Here is a 21913-nt window from a genome sequence, read left to right on the forward strand (position 1 = left end):
CGCTTACATTTCAAAAACTGTCCAGACCGGAGCATGGTCAGACGGTTTTTCCATGCTGCGAATAGCATAATCAATCCCAGAAGAGACGCATCGTTCTGCTAATGGTTGGCTGGCAAGCAGTAAATCAATGCGTAACCCGCGATTATCATCAAATCCTTTTGAGCGGTAATCAAACCAAGAGAATTGGTCGCTGGTTTCGGGATATTGTGCTCGGAATGTATCGATAAATCCCCAGTTTTTAAGGCGTTCCATCCATGCTCTTTCTTCAGGCAAAAAAGAGCATTTCCCGGTTCTCAGCCAGCGTTTTTGGTTATTTTCCCCAATCCCTATGTCGAGATCAGTTGGGCTGATGTTCATATCCCCCATGATCAGAATATGCGATTCTGGCGAGTGGTGATTTTCTAGATAGGATTGTAAGTCCTGATAGAATTTTTCTTTAGCAGGAAATTTAACCGGATGATCACGGCTTTCCCCTTGAGGAAAATAGCCGTTGATTACGGTTAATACACCGTGAGGTGTTTCTATATCAGCCATAATAATACGACGTTGTGCATCATCATCATCGGTAGGGAAACCTTTACGAACCTCTATAGGTTGCTGACGGGTGAGCAGGGCGACACCGTAGTGTGATTTTTGACCATGATAGAAAACGTGATAACCCAATTTACTGACTTCTTCTAAAGGAAACATTTCATCATGGACTTTTATTTCCTGTAATCCGATAACTTCTGGTTGGTGTTTTTCAACGATGGCAGCAAGTTGATGAGGACGTGCCCGCAACCCATTAATATTGAATGATATAAATTTCATGACGTTATAATCACCTTTAGAATATACTGATTTTCAATGTTAGCAGATGTAAATAAAGATGTAACTATTTATTAAATAATAAGTTTTACCTGATTATCTTGATATTTAGCTATTTTACTCCTATATGTCATACTATACTGAGTATAATACGCCTGCTACCCAAAATTTAGAGTATTGAATCGTGTTTTAATAATAAAAATAACAAAATTAAGAAGTGATAAATTAATGGATATATAATAATTAACTAATAGTAATCTGTTATATTAAACATTCGATATTATAATTTACCGTGAGGGTTTTTATCCTTGAAATTTATTTTATGTCATGCGTTACAAAAAATAATTAATGAAAAAGTAGAAGAGTTAATCAATCTCTGATAGAAATTTGAACTTGTAAGCATGACGATATTTATTAACGGCTTACAATCACGGTGGAATATTCATCATGATATAGATGGGTAATATAAATCTATCTAAACCGCATTATTGCATCAGGGACTGGCATTTATATAAAATGTCATTTGAAAAATATCTGTTTTTATTGTACAAAATTATATCTTCATAATATCAAGCTTGATTTAGCGGTTACCTGATGAGAAAGCCATTTCAAGGAAATTACTTTAGCCACAAGTTATATAGGAACGGTGAATTATGTTTTTTTCTCGTAAATTAGAAGCATTCATGGCGGTGGTGGAAATGGGTTCTTTAAGCAAGGCGGCAAGAGTGATGAACCGTACGACTCCCCCAGTAGCTAAATCAATTAAAGACTTTGAGGCGACGTTAGGAAAGCGCTTATTTAAAAGGGAGAAGTTTGGGATGATTCTTACCAAAGACGGAGCGGAGTTATATAATGACCTAAAAGAGCTCTATTTGAGAGAGAAAGAAATTACAAAGAAACACATCAGCGGGAGTATTTGTAATGTTGTAAATATATACCATGATTGGGGTAAGAAAAAGCATTTAATTTCGCTTTATAAAGCAGCGGAAAGAAATAACGCTCAAGTTAATATATTACGCTTCAGTTATGATAACATTGATGAAATAGTTGATTATGAGGGTAATACGATAATTTTAACTTCAGAAAAAGTACTTAGTGATAGATTTAGTCTTGTACGGAAAATTGATGGACCAAATTTGGGGATCTGCTGCCGTAAAGAATTATTAGACGAAGTTCATGGAGATTTTACTCAATTGCTGAAAAAGAGAACATGGTTATGTGATCCAGTCCTCTATAAAGGTAATTTGATTAAAAATTTGGAAGAGGAAATGGTAAAAAATGGAGAGAAAGTCAATATTAGGCAGATGGATAATATAGAATGCTGCCTTAATTTCATTCAATCAACCGATTATATTTTTATTACAGATTCCCACTCCGGTGCGCTGGAAGAGGGAGAAAGTTTAGGCTTTATGCCGATACTACGACCTGATGCAATTAGTCAGTGTTATGTTTACAAATCGAAATCTCACTCAAGCGTGTTAAATCGTTTCATCGACTCTGTCAGCGATATGGAGTAACCGATTGCATAAGCGGAGCGAACTTATCAGTCCCTCTAGCTCCGCTATTGATACTCATCCATGTGTATTTATTCCGAAATATTAATTTACTCGTTGCCCGTCCTTTCAGACAATGAACTGTGCGTATTGTTTATATGTATTGTTTATATGCATTGCTTATATGCATTGTTCTTATTGTTATTTCGCTGCGCTCAGTTCGAACCTTGGTCGAAGGTTCTCGTCCTTCCCCAAAAAATTATATGTTGGTTTGATTATTTGATTATTTGTTTGTTGGAAATTTAGGAGTCATTCTTTGATGGTGGTGGGGGAAGGATTCGAACCTTCGAAGTCTGTGACGGCAGATTTACAGTCTGCTCCCTTTGGCCGCTCGGGAACCCCACCAGATTTTGCATTGTACGCTGTCGTTAGCAGCGGACGGCATAATATCAAATAAGCCGCCGCTGTAAAGTAGTTAATTGAAAATAAAGTTTCAATCGATGGTTTTTTAAACCTTTAGATCAAGTTGCGCTCTATGACCAAACGTTTTATCAAAGAATAACGGTACGGTTGCCATATACAAAAACGCGTTGAGAAAAGACCCAGTGTAATGCTTGACTCAGTACATTCTTTTCAACATCCCGGCCTGCCCGCATCATCTCTTCAGCAGTATAAGTATGATCCACATTTATCACATCCTGAGTGATGATTGGACCTTCATCCAGATTGTCATTTACATAATGAGCCGTGGCGCCAATAATCTTCACACCACGTTCATAAGCCTGATGATAAGGCCGTGCTCCGATGAATGCAGGCAAGAATGAATGATGGATGTTGATTATCTGATTCGGATAATGCTGAACAAATGCTGGTGTTAAAACCCGCATATATTTAGCGAGTACAACATAGTCAGGTTTATATTGGTCAATCTGAGCCATCAGCGCTTCATCATGCTGATCGCGGGTTAAACCTTCATGACTGATGTGATGGAATGGAATGCCGAATTGCTCAACCAATTGTTGCAAGATCGTATGGTTACCGATAACAGCAGCAATTTCGACATCCAGCCCACCGTAGACGCTTTTTACCAAAATGTCACCAATACAATGTGCTTCTTTCGTCACCATGATAACAATGCGACGACGGCCAGCAGTATTTAACTCACGGTTTGAACCTGCGGGTAGAGCGTCATCCAAATCCGCCAGAAGTGTTTCATCATTGAAAATACCTTCCAGCTCTGTACGCATAAAAAAACGTCCGGTGAGATGATCTACAAACTCATTATTTTGAACAATATTTAATTGATGTTTGTAACAAATGTTTGTGATTTTTGCGATTAATCCTTTGGCATCAGGACAAATTGTCCGCAAGATTTTTTTTTGTATGTTTGCGTTTTGCATGGATTACGAGATCCTCAAATTTTCTTCACTGTGTGTGAATTATTGTGTTTGATATTAGATAATGATTTAACCGCAGCACTTCTTGTATTTTTTGCCTGAACCACATGGACAAGGGCTATTACGACCTAATTGAGGACGAATACCATCGATATAAAACCAATGTTGGTTAATCCGCAAAAAACGTGAGCGCTCATGAACCAATTGTCTATCTTGCTTCCCTTGTTCAATAAAGCAAGCTGAAAATTCGACATAGGCTTCATTATTATGTTCACCTTGGTTTGTTTCGAGGATATTTAATCCTAACCATTGTACACCCACGAAACTTTGTTCTATTTCTGAACGGAAATTTTCAGCCTGACAATCAGGATGCCAACTTGCGATAAGATAATCTGCATTTTGTGTAACGTAAGCACTATATCTGGAACGCATCAATGATTCGGCATTGGGTGTGGGATGGTGATTTTCGATATAGAGATTACAGCAATGAGCAAAATCTGCTCTGCTGCCGCAGGGACACATTTTTGTCAAAATAACTCCGGTTATTAAAAGTGGTTGCTATTAATATGAGCAATATTGAAAAGGCATGTAAGAGCGTAAATAGCACTGGCCTATTATTGAACTATTATCGACTAATGATACTTGAATATAGGCGAAGCTCGCAATGTTTGGTAAGAGCTACCTTTATGGAAACGGGTGGTGATTTAAATCAAATTTCAGAAAGAAATAAGATAAAAAATTAAATAAAACTGATGTTTTATCCATCATTTTGTCTATGGTTTTATAACATTTATGTATCATCCTATGGTGATACTAAATATTGAATCATGTAAGTGTGATTAGAAACCCATATACTATATATACGGTTGAATTAACTGGTATACTCTTGCGCATTATTTTTTCGGGTACGATTTTTTTCACACACATAATTTTTTCATAGAGTTAGTGCTATTGTTTAATCTGTATAGGATTTTATCAGTGATAACATAGCAGTAGGAGACAATGTAATGTCAGTAATAAACAAAAAGGTAAAAAAGGCTGTTATACCCGTTGCTGGTTTGGGAACCCGGATGTTGCCAGCCACTAAAGCCATTCCTAAAGAAATGCTTCCTTTGGTGGATAAGCCCCTTATTCAGTATGTCGTCAATGAATGTATTAAAGCGGGTATTAACGAAATTATTCTGGTTACACATTCATCCAAGAACTCTATAGAAAACCATTTTGATACCAGTTTTGAGCTGGAAGCCATTCTTGAGAAAAGGGTCAAACGTCAGTTATTGGAGGAGGTGCAGTCAATTTGCCCAAATCATGTGACTATCATGCAAACCCGTCAGGGGATTGCCAAAGGATTGGGGCATGCCGTGTTATGCGCTAAGCCACTTATTGGTGATGAACCGTTTGCTGTTATTCTGCCGGATGTCATTTTGGATGAGCACAGCACGGATTTATCAAAATATAATTTGAGCGAAATGTTGTCACGCTTTAATAGCTGTGGGGCAAGTCAGATTCTGGTCGAACCTGTTCCTGTAGAAAGTGTTTCGGATTATGGCATTGTTGATTGCATGGGTGAAGAGTTACAGCCAGGTGATAGCAAACCTATTGCTCGTGTTGTTGAAAAGCCGAAACCGGAAGAAGCCCCATCAAATCTTTCTATCGTTGGTCGCTATGTATTATCTGAAAAGATCTGGCCATTATTAGCGAAGACAGCACCGGGAGCCGGGGATGAAATACAGCTGACGGATGCTATTGCTATGCTGATGGAAAAAGAACCCGTTGAGGCTTATCATTTGCAGGGGCGCAGCCATGATTGTGGCAATAAATTAGGTTATATGCAGGCATTTGTTGAATATGGCATGAGACATAAGGAACTGGGCAAATCATTCACGGACTGGGTTATGGCTTTACAAAATAAGATTGAAAAATAATCTACTCGTAATTTAAGGTGTGATATGAAAGTTACTGTATTTGGTATTGGCTACGTAGGCTTAGTTCAAGCAACCGTCTTTGCGGAAGTCGGTCATGATGTTCTTTGTGTTGATGTTGATGCAAAAAAAGTCGAGAACCTGAAGAATGGTCAAATCCCTATTTTTGAACCCGGTTTGATACCCTTGGTAAAGAAAAATCATGCTGAAGGGCGTCTAAATTTCACAACGGATGCTAAAGCCGGTGTTGCACATGGCAAATTACAGTTTATTGCAGTAGGAACACCTCCCGATGAAGATGGCTCAGCTGACCTGAAATATGTCACTGCCGTAGCTCGCACTATTGCGGAAAATATGGATGGTTACAAAGTGGTTGTCGACAAATCAACCGTGCCAGTGGGCACGGCTGATAAAGTCAGGGCAGTGATGCAAACAACATTAACGCAACGTAATGTAGAACTTCCCTTTGATGTCGTCTCCAATCCTGAATTCCTGAAAGAAGGTGCAGCAGTTGCCGATTGTATGCGACCTGAGCGCATCATCATTGGTTGTGATAACGATAATGTGATTGATGTCATGCGTGAGCTGTATGAGCCATTTAATCGCAATCATGATCGTATGATAGTTATGGATATCCGTAGTGCGGAGCTGACTAAATACGCAGCTAACTGCATGTTGGCAACAAAAATCAGTTTCATGAACGAAATCGCCAACTTGGCAGAGATGCTGGGGGCGGATATTGAAAATGTACGTCAGGGGATCGGCTCTGATTCACGAATCGGATATCATTTTATCTATCCCGGATGTGGATATGGCGGTTCATGTTTCCCGAAAGATGTGCAGGCATTGATCCGGACTTCTGAACAAATTGGATATACCCCAAAAATTCTTCAGGCAGTCGAATTGGTTAATGAAAAACAAAAAAGCAAATTGCCTACTTTTGTAAAACGCCATTTCGGTAATGATTTATCAGGCAAAACATTCGCTATCTGGGGACTGTCATTTAAACCTAATACAGATGATATGCGTGAGGCGTCAAGCCGCGTATTGATTGAAACGTTATGGGAATGTGGTGCGAAAGTACAGGCATATGATCCCGAAGCGATGCAGGAAGCCCAGCGTATTTATGGCCAGCGTGATGATTTATCTCTCATGGGAACAAAAGAAGCGGCACTGAAAGGCGCTGATGCTCTGATTATCTGCACCGAGTGGCAAAATTTCAGAGCACCTGATTTTGATGTGATTAAGGATTCATTGAAAACCCCTGTGATTTTTGATGGACGTAATCTTTACGATCCTGAACGCTTGCAATTGCGCGGATTTACTTACTATGGTATTGGTCGTGGTGCCTCTATTAATCCGGTTATTTGAGTTGTGATATGAAATTTTTAGTGACAGGTTCCGCTGGTTTTATTGGCTTTCATGTCAGCCAGCGGTTATTGAATATGGGTCATGAAGTTGTCGGTATCGATAACCTCAATGATTATTATGACGTTAATTTAAAACAGGCGAGATTAAATTTATTACTCCCTTATTCAAATTTTAAATTCGAAAAATTAGATCTGGCCGATAGAGTTGCTATTCCAGAATTGTTTACTAAACATCAATTTCAGCGAGTGATCCATTTGGGTGCTCAGCCGGGTGTACGCTATTCAATACAAAATCCAATGGCATATATCGATGCCAATATCGTCGGTCATATCAATATTCTTGAAGGATGTCGTCATAATCGAGTAGAACATTTATTATATGCATCCTCAAGTTCAGTATACGGACTAAATAAAAAGCAACCATTCTCCACTGATGATTCTGTTGATCATCCTGTTTCTTTATATGCGGCAACGAAAAAAGCTGATGAGCTAATGTCTCACAGCTATTCTCATCTTTATAACCTTCCAACCACAGGGTTGCGTTTTTTTACCGTATATGGGCCATGGGGTCGCCCAGATATGGCTTTATTCAAATTTACTAAAGCCATGTTAGAAGGTCAGTCAATTGATGTTTACAATCATGGCAATATGGTGAGGGATTTCACATATATTGATGACATTGTTGAATCTATAATCAGATTGCAGGATGTTATTCCTACTGCCAATGAAAATTGGTCAGTTGAAGATGAACAAATATCTGCCAGCTCTGCGCCATATCGTATTTACAATATTGGTAATGGTCAGCCGACCAAACTGGGTGATTTTATTAAAGCTGTCGAATCCTCATTAGGGATTGAGGCAAGGAAAAACTTTATGGAAATTCAGGATGGCGATGTGTTATCAACGTGTGCAGATTCCAGTGCACTTTACGATAAGATTGGTTTTTTACCCGATACTCAGGTGCAGGAAGGGGTAAAACGGTTCGTCGATTGGTATTTGGATTTTTATCAGAAATAACCACAGTGAAAACAAAAAAAAAGGAGCATTTAGCTCCTTTTTATAAGTATATGTTAATAAAAAACTAAGGTAGTGTTAAATTCTTTTTTAGCACGTTGAGAATATGAAAGCGACTTGGCTATTAATATAACTCACAGTGTTTCTACATCAGCCAGTAATTAACCTAGTTATTTATATTAACCATAAACAAAAATACCCTACCAAGGGTATTTTTGTTATTAAATGTACAAAGCAACTGATTAGATAAGGAAATCTTCCAGTTTTTTGCCTTCTTCATCAATTGCTTTTTTGATTACAGCAGGTGTACGACCTTGGCCAGTCCAAGTTCTGTTTTCACCTTCTTCATCAACGTATGAATATTTAGCTGGACGAGCAGCACGTTTAGATTTGCTGGTAGCTTTACCACTTAAAGCGTCCAGTAAGTCACTTAATTCAATACCGTCTTTTTCCAGCATTTCACGGTATTCTTGAACTTTACGTGTACGCTCTTCTATTTGTGCACGAGCTTGGCTTTCTTCATCACGACGTTCTTCAACAACAGTCGTAAGTTTTTCCAGCATTTCTTCTAAAGTAGTCAGTTCACATTCTCTTGCTTGCGCGCGCAAGGTACGGATGTTATTTAAGGATTTTAAATTTTCGCTCATTGTCCTGGTCTCAAATTATAATGATGATAGCTGATGTAGGGATAATAATAGAATGCTATTTTATTTTCTGCAATAGTGAATTTACTTTCTCGGGCTAAAATATCACATTTTAAAATGCAATTTTTTTGAGAATCGATATATTGCGTTTTAATTCTGCTATTGGGTTTATCATTTCTCAATAAGCTTTGAAGGGGATTACTGTAAAGTTGAGTAAGGGATAATCGACAGCGTATAAAACTAATTTATAGTCAATCTGTAAGAAGTGTTAACTGTTCTTCTGAAAATAATTTGAAGTCTGAGTGTAGGATGAAAGTTTTTTTATGGGTAATCCATTAGTTATGATTATAGTGGGGTGGATTGAACAAAAGTAAACCGCTATGATTATTAATATGCAAAGTTTGGTAGAAAAAATAACTATTTCTTTCTGATGTTAATTTTGTTCATTTGTCATGCAGAAGGTGTTTATAGCGCTGATTTTATATACATAAATGTGATGATTATCATGAAAATAATCTTTTTTTATTCACTCTAATTTCTTTCTGCTATCACCTATTTAGTAATAGCAAAGGATAATCTCAATCAGAATTTATGGTAAACTGCCGGCGATATATCACCTGATTAATTTGACAAGAGGATGGACGGGCCAATGGCTCAGCTTTATTTTTATTATTCTGCCATGAACGCAGGGAAATCAACTTCCTTATTGCAGTCTTCTTATAACTATAACGAAAGAGGAATGAGAACGCTGATCTTTACAGCAGAAATTGATACTCGATTTGGTAAAGGAAAGGTCAGTTCCCGTATTGGTTTATCCGTTGAAGCTTTGTTATTTTCACCAAAAACAAATATTGCTGAGCTTATCCGAAGTGAAAATGAGGCGGAAAAAGTCCATTGTGTTTTGATTGATGAGTGCCAATTCTTGACGAAAGAACACGTTGAGCAGCTTTGTGAGGTTGTAGATTATGATGATATTCCTGTTCTTTGTTATGGCTTACGAACAGATTTTCAGGGAGAATTATTTAGAGGAAGCCAATATCTTCTTGCTTGGTCTGATAAATTGATAGAGTTGAAAACAATCTGTCACTGCGGAAGAAAAGCCAGTCATGTGCTGCGTTTTGGGAGCGGTGGGGACGTTGTTTATGACGGCGCCCAGGTTGATATTGGTGGTAATGAAAAATACGTCTCCGTGTGTCGCAGACACTATACTGACGTTATTCGTGAAGCTAAAGCAAAGAAGGTTTAATACGCCGCAATCTGAAATTGATGGGGTATAATCATTAAGCCAGAGAAATGAAATAATAAAAAAGGCGTCAGGATAATCCAACGCCTTTTAAGTTACATCAGCTTATTATCTATTATTATTTCTTATTGTTTTTCCTATTTTGTTTACCAATCTCCTGAGATATGGTCTGTTCTGTGAATTCATGACCATAAAATGAATCCGACAGCAGTTGCCTTAACTCTGAAATTAACGGGTAACGTGGATTGGCTCCCGTGCATTGGTCGTCAAATGCGTCTTCTGCCAGTTTGTCGATTTTCGCTAAAAAATCAGCCTCCTGAACACCTGTTTCACGAATGGATGCAGGAATGCCTAACTGAGATTTCATTTCTTCCAACCAGCCCAGCAGTTTTTCAATTTTGGCAGCAGTACGATCACCTGAGTCGGTTAATCCCAGATAGTCTGCAATTTCTGCATAACGGCGTCGTGCCTGTGGGCGATCATATTGACTGAATGCGGTTTGTTTTGTTGGATTATCGTTAGCGTTATAGCGAATCACATTACAGATTAACAAGGCATTAGCTAAACCATGTGGAATATGGAACTCAGAGCCAAGTTTGTGGGCCATAGAGTGGCATACTCCCAAAAATGCATTGGCAAACGCAATACCTGCAATCGTCGCTGCATTATGGACACGTTCACGGGCCACGGGGTTTTTTGCTCCTTCATGATAACTGGCGGGAAGAAAATCTTTCAACAGTTTCAGTGCTTGCAGAGCCTGCCCATCAGAGTATTCATTGGCCAGCACAGAAACATAGGCTTCCAGTGCGTGAGTTACAGCATCCAGACCACCAAAGGCACACAGTGATTTTGGCATGTCCATGACCAGATTCGCATCGACAATCGCCATGTCGGGGGTCAGTGCGTAGTCTGCCAACGGGTATTTCTGCCCCGTGATGTCATCAGTGACAACAGCAAAAGGAGTGACTTCTGAACCCGTACCTGAAGTTGTCGTAATAGCAACCATTTTGGCTTTCACGCCCATTTTCGGGAATTTATAGATACGTTTGCGGATATCCATAAAGCGCAGAGCCAGCTCTTCGAAATGGGTTTCCGGATGCTCATACATAACCCACATGATTTTGGCTGCATCCATAGGAGAGCCGCCGCCCAGAGCAATAATGACATCTGGTTTAAACAGGTGCATTTGTTCAGCACCTTTGCGGACGATATTTAACGTCGGGTCTGCTTCAACTTCAAAGAAGACTTCAGTTTCTATGCCATATGATTTCAATACATTGATAACCTGATCGGCATAGCCGTTATTAAATAAGAAACGGTCTGTCACGATGAAAGCGCGTTTTGCGCCATCTGTAGCGACTTCTTCCAAGGCGATAGGCAGAGAGCCACGTCGGAAATAAATTGATTTTGGAAGTTTATGCCACAACATATTTTCAGCTCTTTTAGCGACAGTTTTCGTATTAATCAGATGCTTCGGTCCCACGTTTTCGGAAATGGAATTACCACCCCAAGATCCACAGCCCAATGTCAGGGAAGGAGAGAGCTTGAAGTTATATAAATCGCCGATCCCACCTTGAGACGCAGGTGTATTGATCAAAATGCGGGCTGTCTTCATTTTATCGCCGAAATACCTGATGCGTTCAGCCTGATTATCCTGTTCAGTGTAAAGACATGACGTGTGCCCAATACCGCCCATTTCCACCAATTTTTCTGCTTTTTCAACCGCATTTTCAAAATCTTTGCCACGATACATGGCGAGCAGAGGGGATAGTTTTTCATGGGCAAAGGGCTCAGCTTCTTCTACAAGCGTGACTTCACCGATCAGGATCTTGGTGTTCTCCGGAACGCTGACGCCCGCCATTTCAGCAATTTTTGTTGCTGGCTGACCCACGATCGCGGCATTTAAGTTGCCATTTTTCAGGATAATATCCTGAACGGCTTTCAATTCTTTTCCTTGAAGGAGATATCCACCATGAGTTGAAAAACGTTCGCGGACTTGTTCATAAACCTCATCAACGACAATGACAGATTGTTCTGAAGCACAAATCACGCCATTATCAAATGTTTTGGACATCAGAATAGAGGCGACGGCACGTTTGATGTCGGCTGATTCATCAATCACTACCGGGGTATTGCCCGCACCGACACCAATCGCTGGTTTGCCAGAACTATAGGCCGCTTTTACCATGCCGGGGCCGCCCGTTGCCAAAATCAGATTAATGTCAGGATGGTGCATCAAGGCATTTGAAAGCTCAACCGAAGGCTCATCTATCCAACCGATGATATCTTTTGGTGCGCCTGCTTCAACTGCTGCTTTCAGGACAATTTCGGCTGCTTTATTTGTTGCCTTTTTGGCTCGAGGGTGAGGAGAGAAAATAATACCATTGCGGGTTTTCAGACTGATGAGTGCTTTGAAAATTGCGGTGGATGTTGGGTTGGTTGTTGGAACAATACCGCAAATCACGCCAATTGGCTCAGCAATAGTGATGGTACCAAAAGTATTATCTTCAGATAAAACCCCACAGGTTTTATCATCTTTATAGGCGTTATAAATATATTCAGAAGCGAAGTGATTTTTGATTACTTTATCTTCCACAATTCCCATGCCAGATTCAGACACTGCTAATTTTGCCAACGGAATACGGGCGTCTGCGGCAGCAAGAGCAGCAGCACGGAAAATCCGGTCAACTTGTTCCTGAGAAAAGTCAGCAAACTCGTGTTGAGCTTTTTTCACACGAGCAACTAATTCATTGAGTTCAGCAATCTGAGTTACAGCCATAAAAATTACTCCTGATAAATGTTAAATTTTTTAAGGCAATTGGCGGTATTCATAAATGATTAACATCACAGCATCTTTTAACAAATTAATAAGCTCACAGCTAATTGCCTTAAAAAATTAATTAACAAAATGATTCATATAGGAATAGTTTATTTCCTTGAATTTCCACCTTGGATACAGATTAACAGTTGCAGGTATTTTTATAGTGATTTAGATCATGAAAACATTAAGCTGACTCAATTCAGCTCATGTTTTCATAGAATGGTGATTAGTGGATATTTGGGTGGGACTTTAAACATTTATTTAACCAATAAAATCCAATTAATTAACTTAATTTTATTATGTTTTCTATGGCGAGATTAAATTTACTGGCAGAATTTACGGGATTAATTGATTTAACGTAACGAAAAAATCCTCATTTACTGTATTTTTTAAGTAGTGTTATAAATTTTATTTATTTAAATTGAAGGAGGCCGATCGTGGGAGACTCATTACTGGGGATTTCTGGGTATATTAAATTTTTTATGGGGTTGTTTGCGTTAGTGAACCCGGTTGGCGTTTTACCTGTTTTTATTAGCATGACGAATTACCAGACAATAGTAGGACGTAATAAAACTAATTTTATAGCAAACCTGTCTGTTGCCATTATCTTATGTATTTCATTATTGATCGGCGATTCTATCCTTTATGTGTTTGGTATCTCTATTGACTCTTTCCGTATCGCAGGTGGGATGCTGATAGTTACGATTGCAGTATCAATGATTAATGGTAAGTTGGGTGAAGATAAACAAAATAAACTGGAAAGATCAGAGGCTGCGGTCAGGGACAGCGTTGCTGTTGTTCCATTGGCTTTACCTCTGATGGCGGGTCCGGGAGCGATTAGTTCCTGCATGGTATGGAGTGCTCGTTATCAGGGATGGCAAAATTATCTTGGATTGGCATTAACCTGCCTGTTGTTTGCTTTTTGTTGTTGGTTATTATTCCGTTCGGCATCTTTGCTAGTAAAATTTTTAGGCCAGACCGGGATTAATGTGATTACTCGAATAATGGGATTATTGTTAATGTCGTTGGGTGTTGAGTTTATTGTCATAGGAGCAAAAGCGCTCTTTCCTGGGTTATTGTGAGGCATAACCATCACCTTTCAGGTTACTGATTTATTAGCCATTTTCTCTCATCCAATTGCATAGCCAGTTACATTAGCCAATTACATTAGAGAGTTACATATCTATTGAATATAGATAAGATAACTTATGTATTTGTTTAACTTGTTAATATAAAAAGATGAAATTTTTTACTTAAATATTTTACTTAGATAACGAGTAAATTGGTTTAATATTAACTATAAAAAGAGTGATTAAAGTACAATTCATAACAACAGAATTTCTGCATAATCTCCCCAAAACCATTGTTTATATTTTATTCCTATTTAGTCTACTACTTCCCCCCAATAATACTGTAATTTTTTACACTGTTTTTTTTAATAATCTTATCGGCCTGATGGCTTGTGTGGATATTTTGTGATGAAGGTGGGTTTTTACTCTGAGATGATTGCAATTTGTTAAAATAATGTTTATTTTCTTTTGTAATGGCATTTTATGGTTATCACACTAAGAAAGTAAAATAAAAATGATTATTATCAACATATTATATTCTTCTTGTGAATGGATTGTATACAATGATAACGAATGGAGTTACATGCTGTAATATATTTTTATAAAAAACCCATAACAATTGTTATGCAAGTGTAGCTTTTTAATAGATGAATTACCGATTGCTAACGTAACAAGTAAATTATCGGAGTTAATAGATTAAAAACGATCCATTTGGTATCTATAAATTGGAGCAAAAAATGAGAGAAAAACCATCAAAGTTGACTCAGTTGATTTCAAGTATCGTTTTATTATCGTTTCCTGCTGCACAGGGTCTGGCTGCGGTTGTTCCATCTGACGTCACACTAGCCGAAAAACAAGAAATAACCGTTAACAATGGTGTTGAAGTGACTTCACTGGATCCGCATAAGGTTGAAGGTGGTCCAGAAACGAGCATCATCCGTAATTTGCTGGAAGGATTGGTTACAACAGATGCAAACGGCAACACTGTGCCGGGTGTGGCAGAAAGATGGGAAAATGAAGGTTATAAGGTATGGACGTTCTATTTACGCGAAGATGCCAAATGGAGCGACGGTAAGCCTGTGACTGCACAGGATTTTGTCTATAGTTGGCGTCGTCTTGCTGATCCAAACACGGGTTCTCCTTATATCAGTTATTTGCAGTATACCTATGTGCAGAACGCTAATGATATCCTGACAGGGAAAAAAACACCGGAACAATTGGGTGTAAAGGCATTGGATGAACGCCGTTTCCAAGTCACACTCAGTCAGCCGCTGCCTTATTTGGTTGATATGTTGAGTCATACCCCGATGAAACCCGTCAGGCAGGATGTCATTGAGAAATGGGGAAACAAATGGACATCGCCAGAAAACTATATCGGCAATGGCGCTTATATATTGAAAGATTGGGTAATTAATGAGCGACTTGTTTTAACTCGTAACTCTCATTATTGGAATAATAAAGAATCCATTATTGAAAAAGGTACTTTCCTGCCTGTCGTTTCTGGGATCAGTGACGTTAACCGTTATCGTAGCGGAGAAATTGATATCACTGATAGTGCCATCCCGCCTGATTTGTACCAAAAAATGAAACGGGATATCCCCGATCAATTGCAAATTTCACCTTACTTGTGCACATTTTATTATGAAATCAATAATCAAAAACCGTTGTTTAAAGATAAACGAGTACGTGAAGCGATAAAATTGAGTCTAGATCGAGACATCATCACGGAAAGAATTATGGGGCAGGGGCAAATTCCAGCGTATGGTTTTACCCCGACCTATATTGGTGGCGGTTTATCTATTAGCCCTGAATGGGCAAGCTGGACACAAGAACAGCGTAATCAGCGGGCAAGAGAATTATTGAAAGAAGCTGGTTTCGATACCAGCAATCCCCTTAAATTTACCTTGCTGTACAACACATCAGAACAGAACAAACAACAAGCCATAGCTGCTGCTTCTATGTGGCAGAAAAATATTGGTGCAAAAGTTACGTTGCAGAACCAAGAGTGGAAAACCTCTCTCCAGAATCGCCATGAAGGAAATTATGATGTTGCAAGAGCGACATGGTGTGGCGATTACAACGAACCTTCCTCTTTCCTGAATATGTTATTGTCAAATAGCAGTAACAATACAGGTTTCTATCAAAGTGAGGCTTTTGATAATTATCTTAGTCAGGCACTTATCGCTAAAGATGATGCAACCCGCAAGGCACTTTATCAGCAGGCTGAAGCTCAGCTTGATAGAGATTCAGGAATGATACCTGTTTATTACCGTGTCAGTGTGCGCCTGATCCGTCCGACGGTTGTAGGAATAACAGGGAAAGATCCCCTTGATTATGTTGATTTAAAGAATCTGTATATTAAGAAAGTGAATAACTGATCATTTTCAAAAATATTGTTTTGCTGTAAACAAAAAAGTTCTTGTTGAATACGGATAATAACCATCCCAATGCGTGGATATGGCTTTAACGAGTCAGATGATATTAATTGGAGTAAGAATAAGATGATGAACACAACAAAGAAAAAACTTGCTGTTGGCATTACAGTAGCTCTGGGTATGATGGTAGGGATGCAGGCCTTTGCAGCGAAAGTGCCTGCAGGTGTGCAACTCGCAGACGCTGCAAAACAGGTTCTGGTCCGCAATAATGGCTCAGAACCTCAATCATTGGACCCGCATAAAATTGAAGGTGTACCGGAATCCAACATCGCTCGTGATTTGTTTGAAACGTTGGTGATTAATGAGCCCGACGGCAAAATTATCCCCGGCGTGGCAGAACGTTGGGAGCATCAACCCGATTTTAAAGTCTGGACATTCCATTTACGCAAAGATGCTAAATGGTCTAATGGTGCTCCTGTCACTGCAGAGGATTTTGCTTACAGCTTCCGTCGATTAGTCGACCCAAATACAGCATCCCCTTACGCAAGTTTTATGCAGTATGCTCATCTTCTTAATGTTGATGATGTCATCAGAGGCAAACAAAAACCCGAAATGTTGGGTGTGGAAGCATTAGATGATCATACATTACAATTAACATTAAGTGAGCCTGTTCCTTATCTGGTCAAGTTATTTGTCCATACAAGTACATCACCCGTCCATCGTGCAACGGTAGAAAAATATGGAGAAAGATGGACACAGCCCCAGAATTTTGTTGGTAATGGTGCTTATAAAGTAAAAAATTGGGTGATTAATGAACGCCTTGTTTTCGAACGAAACCCGAACTATTGGGATAATAAAAATACAGTCATTAATCAGATCACTGTCTTACCAATTTCTTCTGAAATAACGGATGTTAACCGCTATCGTTCCGGCGAAATTGAAATGAGTTATGACAATTTACCCGTTGAGTTATTCCAAAAGCTGAAAAAAGAGATCCCCGAACAATTACGTGTAAATCCGAAATTGTGCACTTACTACTATGAAATCAATAACGAAAAACCACCATTTAACGATTCACGAGTACGTACAGCACTAAAATTGGGAATGGATCAAAACCTTTTGACTAATAAAGTAAAAAATCAGGGTGATATACCTGCTTATGGTTATACTCCGCCATATATAGCGGATTTTAAAGATGAAAAACCAGACTGGTATGCCAAGTTAAACCAGCAACAGCGTAACGAAGAAGCGAAAAAACTGTTGGCAGAAGCCGGATTTACCAAAGATAACCCGCTGAAAATGAAATTGCTGTACAACACGTCTGATCTACATAAAAAATTAGCCATTGCAGCTGCTTCCGTTTGGAAAAAGAATATCGGCGTTGACGTTTCTCTTGAAAACCAAGAGTGGAAAACGTTTCTTGATTCCCGTCATCAAGGTAATTATGACGTTGCCCGCGCCGGATGGTGCGCTGATTATAACGAAGCCTCCACGTTTTTGAATCCTATGCTATCCAATAGTAGTAACAACACTTCTCACTATAAGAGTAAAGAATTTGACGCATTAATGAAACAATCGCTTCAAGTTGAAAATGATGAAGAACGAGCTGAAATTTATGCTAAGGCCAATGCTCAACTGGATAAAGATTCTGCGATTGTTCCAATTTATTACTATACAAACTCTCGTTTAATAAAACCTTATGTCGGTGGTTATACCGGTAAAGATCCATTAGATAACTTCCATACCAAAGATCTATACATAATAAAACACTAGGAATCAGTAGGTGGCCCCATTATCGGGTCACCTAAATGTCAGGTTATTTAAAGGCCACGGTTTGGCTAAACAATTAGGAACGGGCAATGCTAAAATTTATTTTACGCCGCTGTTTAGAGGCGATCCCGACACTTTTTATTCTCATCACGATTTCGTTTTTTATGATGCGGCTTGCACCGGGTAGCCCATTTACAGGGGAAAGGAAGTTACCGCCGGAAGTAATGGCAAATATTGAAGCGAAATACCACCTGAATGACCCGATGTATAAACAATACTTCAATTACTTAATCCAACTTTCCAAAGGGGATTTTGGCCCTTCATTCAAATATAAAGACTACAGTGTAAATGATCTGGTTGCAGAAGCTTTGCCTGTTTCTGCTAAATTGGGATTTGCAGCGTTTGTTATGGCAGTGATATTTGGTGTCAGTGCCGGAGTTATTGCGGCGTTAAACCAGAATACCAAATGGGACTACACGGTTATGGGGTTTGCCATGACGGGGGTTGTTATCCCCAGCTTCGTGGTTGCCCCCTTATTGGTTCTGATATTCGCCATTATATTAAAATGGCTGCCGGGGGGAGGCTGGAATGGCGGGGCGCCTAAATATATGCTTTTGCCAATGGTCGCACTTTCCCTCTCTTATATAGCCAGTATCTCCCGTATTACCCGTGGTTCAATGATAGAAGTTTTACACTCCAACTTTATTCGTACTGCACGAGCCAAGGGTTTACCGTTACGCAAGATTATTTTCCGGCATGCCCTTAAACCCGCCTTATTACCTGTGATCTCTTATATGGGACCCGCATTCGTCGGCATTATTACAGGCTCTATGGTCATCGAAACGATCTTTGGTTTACCCGGCTTAGGTCAATTGTTTGTTAATGGTGCATTAAACCGTGATTACTCACTGGTACTCAGTTTGACGATTCTGGTGGGAGGGTTAACCATCATGTTTAATGCCATCGTTGACGTGCTGTATGCTGTCATTGATCCGAAAATCCGTTACTAAGACTGGAGCACGCAATGTTACTAAATAAAAAAAATAGCGAAGCTCTGGAAAATTTCTCCGAGCAACTGGAAATTGAAGGCCGCAGTTTGTGGCAGGATGCACGTCGCCGTTTTATCCATAACAAGGCGGCGATTACGAGTTTATGTATCTTGTTTGTGATTACATTATTTGTGATTTTAGCACCTATGCTGTCCCAATTTGCTTACGATGACACGGATTGGAACATGATGACGATGCCTCCGGATTCAGAATCCGGCCACTATTTCGGCACTGATTCATCAGGACGTGACTTATTGGTACGAGTTGCCATCGGTGGACGAATTTCGTTGATGGTCGGAATTGCCGCAGCCTTGATTGCCGTAGTGTTTGGGACTTTGTACGGTGCGACGTCAGGTTATCTCGGTGGTAAAATCGATATGATGATGATGCGCTTGCTGGAAATCCTAAACTCCTTCCCATTCATGTTCTTCGTTATCCTTCTGGTTACTTTCTTCGGTCAAAATATTCTTCTGATTTTCGTTGCGATAGGCATGGTGTCATGGCTGGATATGGCGCGTATTGTCCGTGGTCAGACATTGAGCTTAAAACGCAAAGAATTCATTGAAGCCGCGTTAGTTGGTGGAGTCTCTACCCGCTATATTGTTTTACGCCATATCGTGCCAAACGTCTTGGGTGTTGTGGTGGTTTATGCCTCATTGCTTGTACCCAGTATGATCCTGTTTGAATCTTTCCTGAGCTTCCTTGGTTTGGGAACTCAGGAACCACTCAGTAGTTGGGGAGCGTTGTTAAGTGATGGTGCCAACTCAATGGAAGTGGCTCCGTGGTTGCTGCTATTCCCGGCAGGCTTTCTGGTAATGACCCTGTTTTGTTTTAACTTTATTGGTGACGGCCTGCGTGATGCCCTCGATCCAAAAGACCGTTAAGGAGAGCCTATGAATAGCGTAGAAACTTCAAAAAACACTGAAACACTATTAGCAGTGAAAGATCTGGATGTCGTGTTCAGTACTCCTGATGGCAACGTGACTGCCGTGAATAAATTGAACTTTGATTTACAGGCAGGAGAGACATTGGGGATCGTGGGAGAATCGGGTTCTGGTAAGTCACAGACAGCATTTGCGCTGATGGGATTATTGGCCAGTAACGGGATGGTCAGCGGTTCGGCGACCTTCAATGGACGAGAAATTCTTAACTTGCACGAAAAAGAATTAAACCAAATGCGAGCGGAAGAGATCTCGATGATATTTCAAGATCCCATGACTTCCCTTAATCCTTATATGAGAGCGGGTGATCAGTTAACTGAAGTGCTGATGCTGCATAAAGGTATGAGTAAAAGTGAGGCGTTTGAAGAATCCATTCGTATGCTGGATGCTGTTAAAATGCCAGAAGCGCGTAAGCGCATGAGAATGTACCCGCATGAATTTTCCGGAGGTATGCGTCAGCGTGTCATGATAGCAATGGCGCTGTTGTGTCAGCCTAAACTGCTGATTGCCGATGAGCCGACAACCGCTCTGGATGTAACGGTTCAGGCACAGATCATGACCTTACTTAATGAACTGAAAAACGAGTTTAACACCGCTATTATCATGATTACTCATGATTTGGGTGTAGTAGCAGGCATTTGTGACAAAGTTTTGGTGATGTATGCGGGAAGAACGATGGAATACGGTACGGCACGTGATATCTTTTACCATCCTACGCATCCATACTCCATCGGATTATTAAGTGCCGTCCCTCGTTTGGATGGTGATGAAGAATTACTGACGACTATTCAAGGCAATCCTCCCAACTTATTGCGCTTGCCGAAAGGATGCCCATTCCAGCCGCGTTGTCAATTTGCCACTGAACATTGTGTTCGCGAAGAACCGCAGTTGGATAAATTTGGCCTTGGGCGCTTGCGTGCCTGCTTTCATCCCCAGGAGGAATTAGTATGAGCACAATAGCTGAAAAACGAGTCCTATTGGAAGTCGACGATCTCAAAGTTTACTTTAATATTAAAGATGGGAAACAGTGGTTCTGGCAGCCTGCGCAGACTTTAAAAGCGGTAGATGGTGTCACCTTAAGATTATATGAAGGTGAAACGTTGGGAGTCGTGGGAGAGTCTGGTTGCGGAAAATCAACCCTTGCAAGGGCGGTGATTGGACTGGTGAAAGCCACGGGTGGTTCAGTCAGTTGGCTTGGGCAAAATTTGTTGGAGATCAATGACAAACAATGGCGGGATATTCGCAACGATATCCAGATGATTTTCCAAGATCCCCTGGCATCGCTGAACCCGCGTATGACCATTGGTGATATTATCGCAGAGCCATTGAGAACCTATTACCCTAAGATGAAAGTTGGGGAAATAAAAGAAAAAGTCAAACAGATGATGATGAAGGTAGGCTTGTTGCCTAACCTGATTAACCGTTATCCCCATGAATTCTCGGGAGGGCAGTGCCAACGCATTGGCATTGCCCGGGCCCTGATCCTTGAACCTAAATTAGTTATCTGTGACGAACCTGTTTCTGCACTGGATGTTTCCATTCAGGCGCAGGTAGTTAATTTGTTGCAGGAATTACAGCGTGAAATGGGGCTTTCCCTGATATTTATCGCACATGACCTGTCGATAGTGAAACATATATCAGATCGCGTACTGGTGATGTATTTGGGGAATGCGGTGGAGCTGGGAACCTACGATGAGGTTTATCACAACCCGTTGCATCCTTATACCCGCGCACTTATGTCTGCTGTACCGATTCCTGATCCAGACAAAGAACGCAACAAACATATTGAATTGTTGGAAGGAGAGCTTCCTTCGCCGATTGATCCGCCATCTGGATGCGTATTCCGTACTCGTTGTCCGCTGGCTGATGCTGAATGTGCCAAGACCCGCCCATTGCTAGAGGGCAGTTTTAAACATGCGGTGTCTTGCCTTAAAGTGGATCCACTATAGCCGGAAGCATGGGGAAAAACTCATGTGACGTTGTCACGAATATAAATT

At 40.1% G+C, this 21913-nt stretch carries 17 protein-coding genes and 1 tRNA gene; 12 read left to right on the top strand and 6 right to left on the bottom strand.

Going from position 1 to position 21913, the window contains the following annotated elements; translation table 11 throughout:
• Positions 1 to 3: 3 nt before the first annotated feature.
• Positions 4 to 810 carry an exodeoxyribonuclease III gene (xthA, locus tag FE394_RS03720; RefSeq protein WP_319925061.1) on the bottom strand — a complete coding sequence of 269 codons (807 nt, stop codon included), beginning with the start codon at positions 808 to 810 and terminating at the stop codon, positions 4 to 6.
• 650 nt (positions 811 to 1460) lie between these two features.
• On the opposite strand from xthA, the gene FE394_RS03725 reads away from it, so the two are divergent.
• Entirely contained in the window at positions 1461 to 2324 is an 864-nt protein-coding gene (locus tag FE394_RS03725; protein ID WP_319925062.1) for a LysR family transcriptional regulator, read from the top strand.
• A gap of 296 nt (positions 2325 to 2620) precedes the next feature.
• Here FE394_RS03725 and FE394_RS03730 read toward each other — a convergent pair.
• The 3 genes from FE394_RS03730 to FE394_RS03740 all read right to left on the bottom strand — a co-directional run bounded on the left by FE394_RS03730 (position 2621) and on the right by FE394_RS03740 (position 4228).
• Positions 2621 to 2705 (bottom strand) — tRNA-Tyr (locus FE394_RS03730).
• 146 nt (positions 2706 to 2851) lie between these two features.
• A complete protein-coding gene (gene purU, locus FE394_RS03735; protein WP_319925063.1) occupies positions 2852 to 3700 on the bottom strand; it encodes a formyltetrahydrofolate deformylase in 849 nt (282 codons plus the stop codon).
• Between the two features lie 66 nt (positions 3701 to 3766).
• A complete protein-coding gene (locus FE394_RS03740) occupies positions 3767 to 4228 on the bottom strand; it encodes a YchJ family protein (RefSeq protein ID WP_319925064.1) in 462 nt (153 codons plus the stop codon).
• A gap of 476 nt (positions 4229 to 4704) precedes the next feature.
• Between FE394_RS03740 and galU the strand changes: the two genes are divergently transcribed.
• From galU to FE394_RS03755, 3 genes are read left to right on the top strand one after another with little or no spacing between them, the layout of a single operon-like run.
• Entirely contained in the window at positions 4705 to 5622 is a 918-nt protein-coding gene (gene galU / locus FE394_RS03745) for a UTP--glucose-1-phosphate uridylyltransferase GalU (RefSeq protein WP_319925065.1), read from the top strand.
• A gap of 24 nt (positions 5623 to 5646) precedes the next feature.
• On the top strand, positions 5647 to 6990 hold the full coding sequence (locus FE394_RS03750) for a UDP-glucose dehydrogenase family protein (protein ID WP_319925066.1): 1344 nt from the start codon (positions 5647 to 5649) through the stop codon (positions 6988 to 6990).
• Positions 6991 to 6998: 8 nt separating this feature from the next.
• On the top strand, positions 6999 to 8006 hold the full coding sequence (locus tag FE394_RS03755) for an NAD-dependent epimerase (RefSeq protein ID WP_319925067.1): 1008 nt from the start codon (positions 6999 to 7001) through the stop codon (positions 8004 to 8006).
• 239 nt (positions 8007 to 8245) lie between these two features.
• On the opposite strand, the gene hns is transcribed toward FE394_RS03755, so the two are convergent.
• The gene (gene hns, locus FE394_RS03760) at positions 8246 to 8650 is read right to left on the bottom strand and encodes a histone-like nucleoid-structuring protein H-NS (protein WP_319925068.1); all 405 of its coding nucleotides are present in this window, start codon (positions 8648 to 8650) and stop codon (positions 8246 to 8248) included.
• Positions 8651 to 9296: 646 nt separating this feature from the next.
• Between hns and FE394_RS03765 the strand changes: the two genes are divergently transcribed.
• Entirely contained in the window at positions 9297 to 9893 is a 597-nt protein-coding gene (locus FE394_RS03765) for a thymidine kinase (protein WP_319925069.1), read from the top strand.
• A gap of 115 nt (positions 9894 to 10008) precedes the next feature.
• On the opposite strand, the gene adhE is transcribed toward FE394_RS03765, so the two are convergent.
• Positions 10009 to 12669, bottom strand: a complete 2661-nt coding sequence (gene adhE, locus FE394_RS03770) for a bifunctional acetaldehyde-CoA/alcohol dehydrogenase (RefSeq protein ID WP_319925070.1) — start codon at positions 12667 to 12669, stop codon at positions 10009 to 10011.
• Between the two features lie 479 nt (positions 12670 to 13148).
• Between adhE and FE394_RS03775 the strand changes: the two genes are divergently transcribed.
• The 7 genes from FE394_RS03775 (at position 13149) to oppF (ending at position 21865) form a co-directional block, all read left to right on the top strand.
• Positions 13149 to 13793, top strand: coding sequence for a YchE family NAAT transporter (locus FE394_RS03775; protein ID WP_319925071.1), 645 nt, complete (start codon positions 13149 to 13151; stop codon positions 13791 to 13793).
• A gap of 725 nt (positions 13794 to 14518) precedes the next feature.
• Complete coding sequence (locus FE394_RS03780) at positions 14519 to 16159, top strand: ABC transporter substrate-binding protein (protein ID WP_319925072.1); 1641 nt, start codon at positions 14519 to 14521, stop codon at positions 16157 to 16159.
• A 123-nt stretch (positions 16160 to 16282) separates the two neighbouring features.
• Complete coding sequence (gene oppA, locus FE394_RS03785; protein WP_319925073.1) at positions 16283 to 17929, top strand: oligopeptide ABC transporter substrate-binding protein OppA; 1647 nt, start codon at positions 16283 to 16285, stop codon at positions 17927 to 17929.
• A gap of 86 nt (positions 17930 to 18015) precedes the next feature.
• Positions 18016 to 18936, top strand: coding sequence for an oligopeptide ABC transporter permease OppB (gene oppB / locus FE394_RS03790; protein WP_319925074.1), 921 nt, complete (start codon positions 18016 to 18018; stop codon positions 18934 to 18936).
• A 14-nt stretch (positions 18937 to 18950) separates the two neighbouring features.
• Positions 18951 to 19859, top strand: a complete 909-nt coding sequence (gene oppC, locus FE394_RS03795; RefSeq protein ID WP_319925075.1) for an oligopeptide ABC transporter permease OppC — start codon at positions 18951 to 18953, stop codon at positions 19857 to 19859.
• A 9-nt stretch (positions 19860 to 19868) separates the two neighbouring features.
• Positions 19869 to 20867, top strand: coding sequence for an ABC transporter ATP-binding protein (gene oppD, locus FE394_RS03800; protein WP_319925076.1), 999 nt, complete (start codon positions 19869 to 19871; stop codon positions 20865 to 20867).
• On the top strand, positions 20864 to 21865 hold the full coding sequence (gene oppF, locus FE394_RS03805; protein WP_319925077.1) for a murein tripeptide/oligopeptide ABC transporter ATP binding protein OppF: 1002 nt from the start codon (positions 20864 to 20866) through the stop codon (positions 21863 to 21865). Before oppD ends, oppF begins: the two co-directional genes overlap by 4 nt.
• The last annotated feature ends 48 nt before the right edge of the window (positions 21866 to 21913 follow it).

This window comes from Xenorhabdus littoralis (genome assembly GCF_033949345.1).
Taxonomy (GTDB): domain Bacteria; phylum Pseudomonadota; class Gammaproteobacteria; order Enterobacterales; family Enterobacteriaceae; genus Xenorhabdus; species Xenorhabdus littoralis.

Bases quoted from the DNA above. Each gene is read 5' to 3' on its own strand.
- oppF (WP_319925077.1), top strand. From the start codon at position 20,864: ATGAGCACAATAGCTGAAAAACGAGTCCTATTGGAAGTCGACGATCTC.
- oppD (WP_319925076.1), top strand. From the start codon at position 19,869: ATGAATAGCGTAGAAACTTCAAAAAACACTGAAACACTATTAGCAGTG.
- adhE (WP_319925070.1), bottom strand. From the start codon at position 12,669: ATGGCTGTAACTCAGATTGCTGAACTCAATGAATTAGTTGCTCGTGTG.
- FE394_RS03780 (WP_319925072.1), top strand. From the start codon at position 14,519: ATGAGAGAAAAACCATCAAAGTTGACTCAGTTGATTTCAAGTATCGTT.
- oppC (WP_319925075.1), top strand. From the start codon at position 18,951: ATGTTACTAAATAAAAAAAATAGCGAAGCTCTGGAAAATTTCTCCGAG.
- xthA (WP_319925061.1), bottom strand. From the start codon at position 810: ATGAAATTTATATCATTCAATATTAATGGGTTGCGGGCACGTCCTCAT.
- galU (WP_319925065.1), top strand. From the start codon at position 4,705: ATGTCAGTAATAAACAAAAAGGTAAAAAAGGCTGTTATACCCGTTGCT.
- FE394_RS03750 (WP_319925066.1), top strand. From the start codon at position 5,647: ATGAAAGTTACTGTATTTGGTATTGGCTACGTAGGCTTAGTTCAAGCA.
- FE394_RS03755 (WP_319925067.1), top strand. From the start codon at position 6,999: ATGAAATTTTTAGTGACAGGTTCCGCTGGTTTTATTGGCTTTCATGTC.
- FE394_RS03765 (WP_319925069.1), top strand. From the start codon at position 9,297: ATGGCTCAGCTTTATTTTTATTATTCTGCCATGAACGCAGGGAAATCA.
- FE394_RS03725 (WP_319925062.1), top strand. From the start codon at position 1,461: ATGTTTTTTTCTCGTAAATTAGAAGCATTCATGGCGGTGGTGGAAATG.
- purU (WP_319925063.1), bottom strand. From the start codon at position 3,700: ATGCAAAACGCAAACATACAAAAAAAAATCTTGCGGACAATTTGTCCT.
- hns (WP_319925068.1), bottom strand. From the start codon at position 8,650: ATGAGCGAAAATTTAAAATCCTTAAATAACATCCGTACCTTGCGCGCG.
- oppB (WP_319925074.1), top strand. From the start codon at position 18,016: ATGCTAAAATTTATTTTACGCCGCTGTTTAGAGGCGATCCCGACACTT.
- oppA (WP_319925073.1), top strand. From the start codon at position 16,283: ATGATGAACACAACAAAGAAAAAACTTGCTGTTGGCATTACAGTAGCT.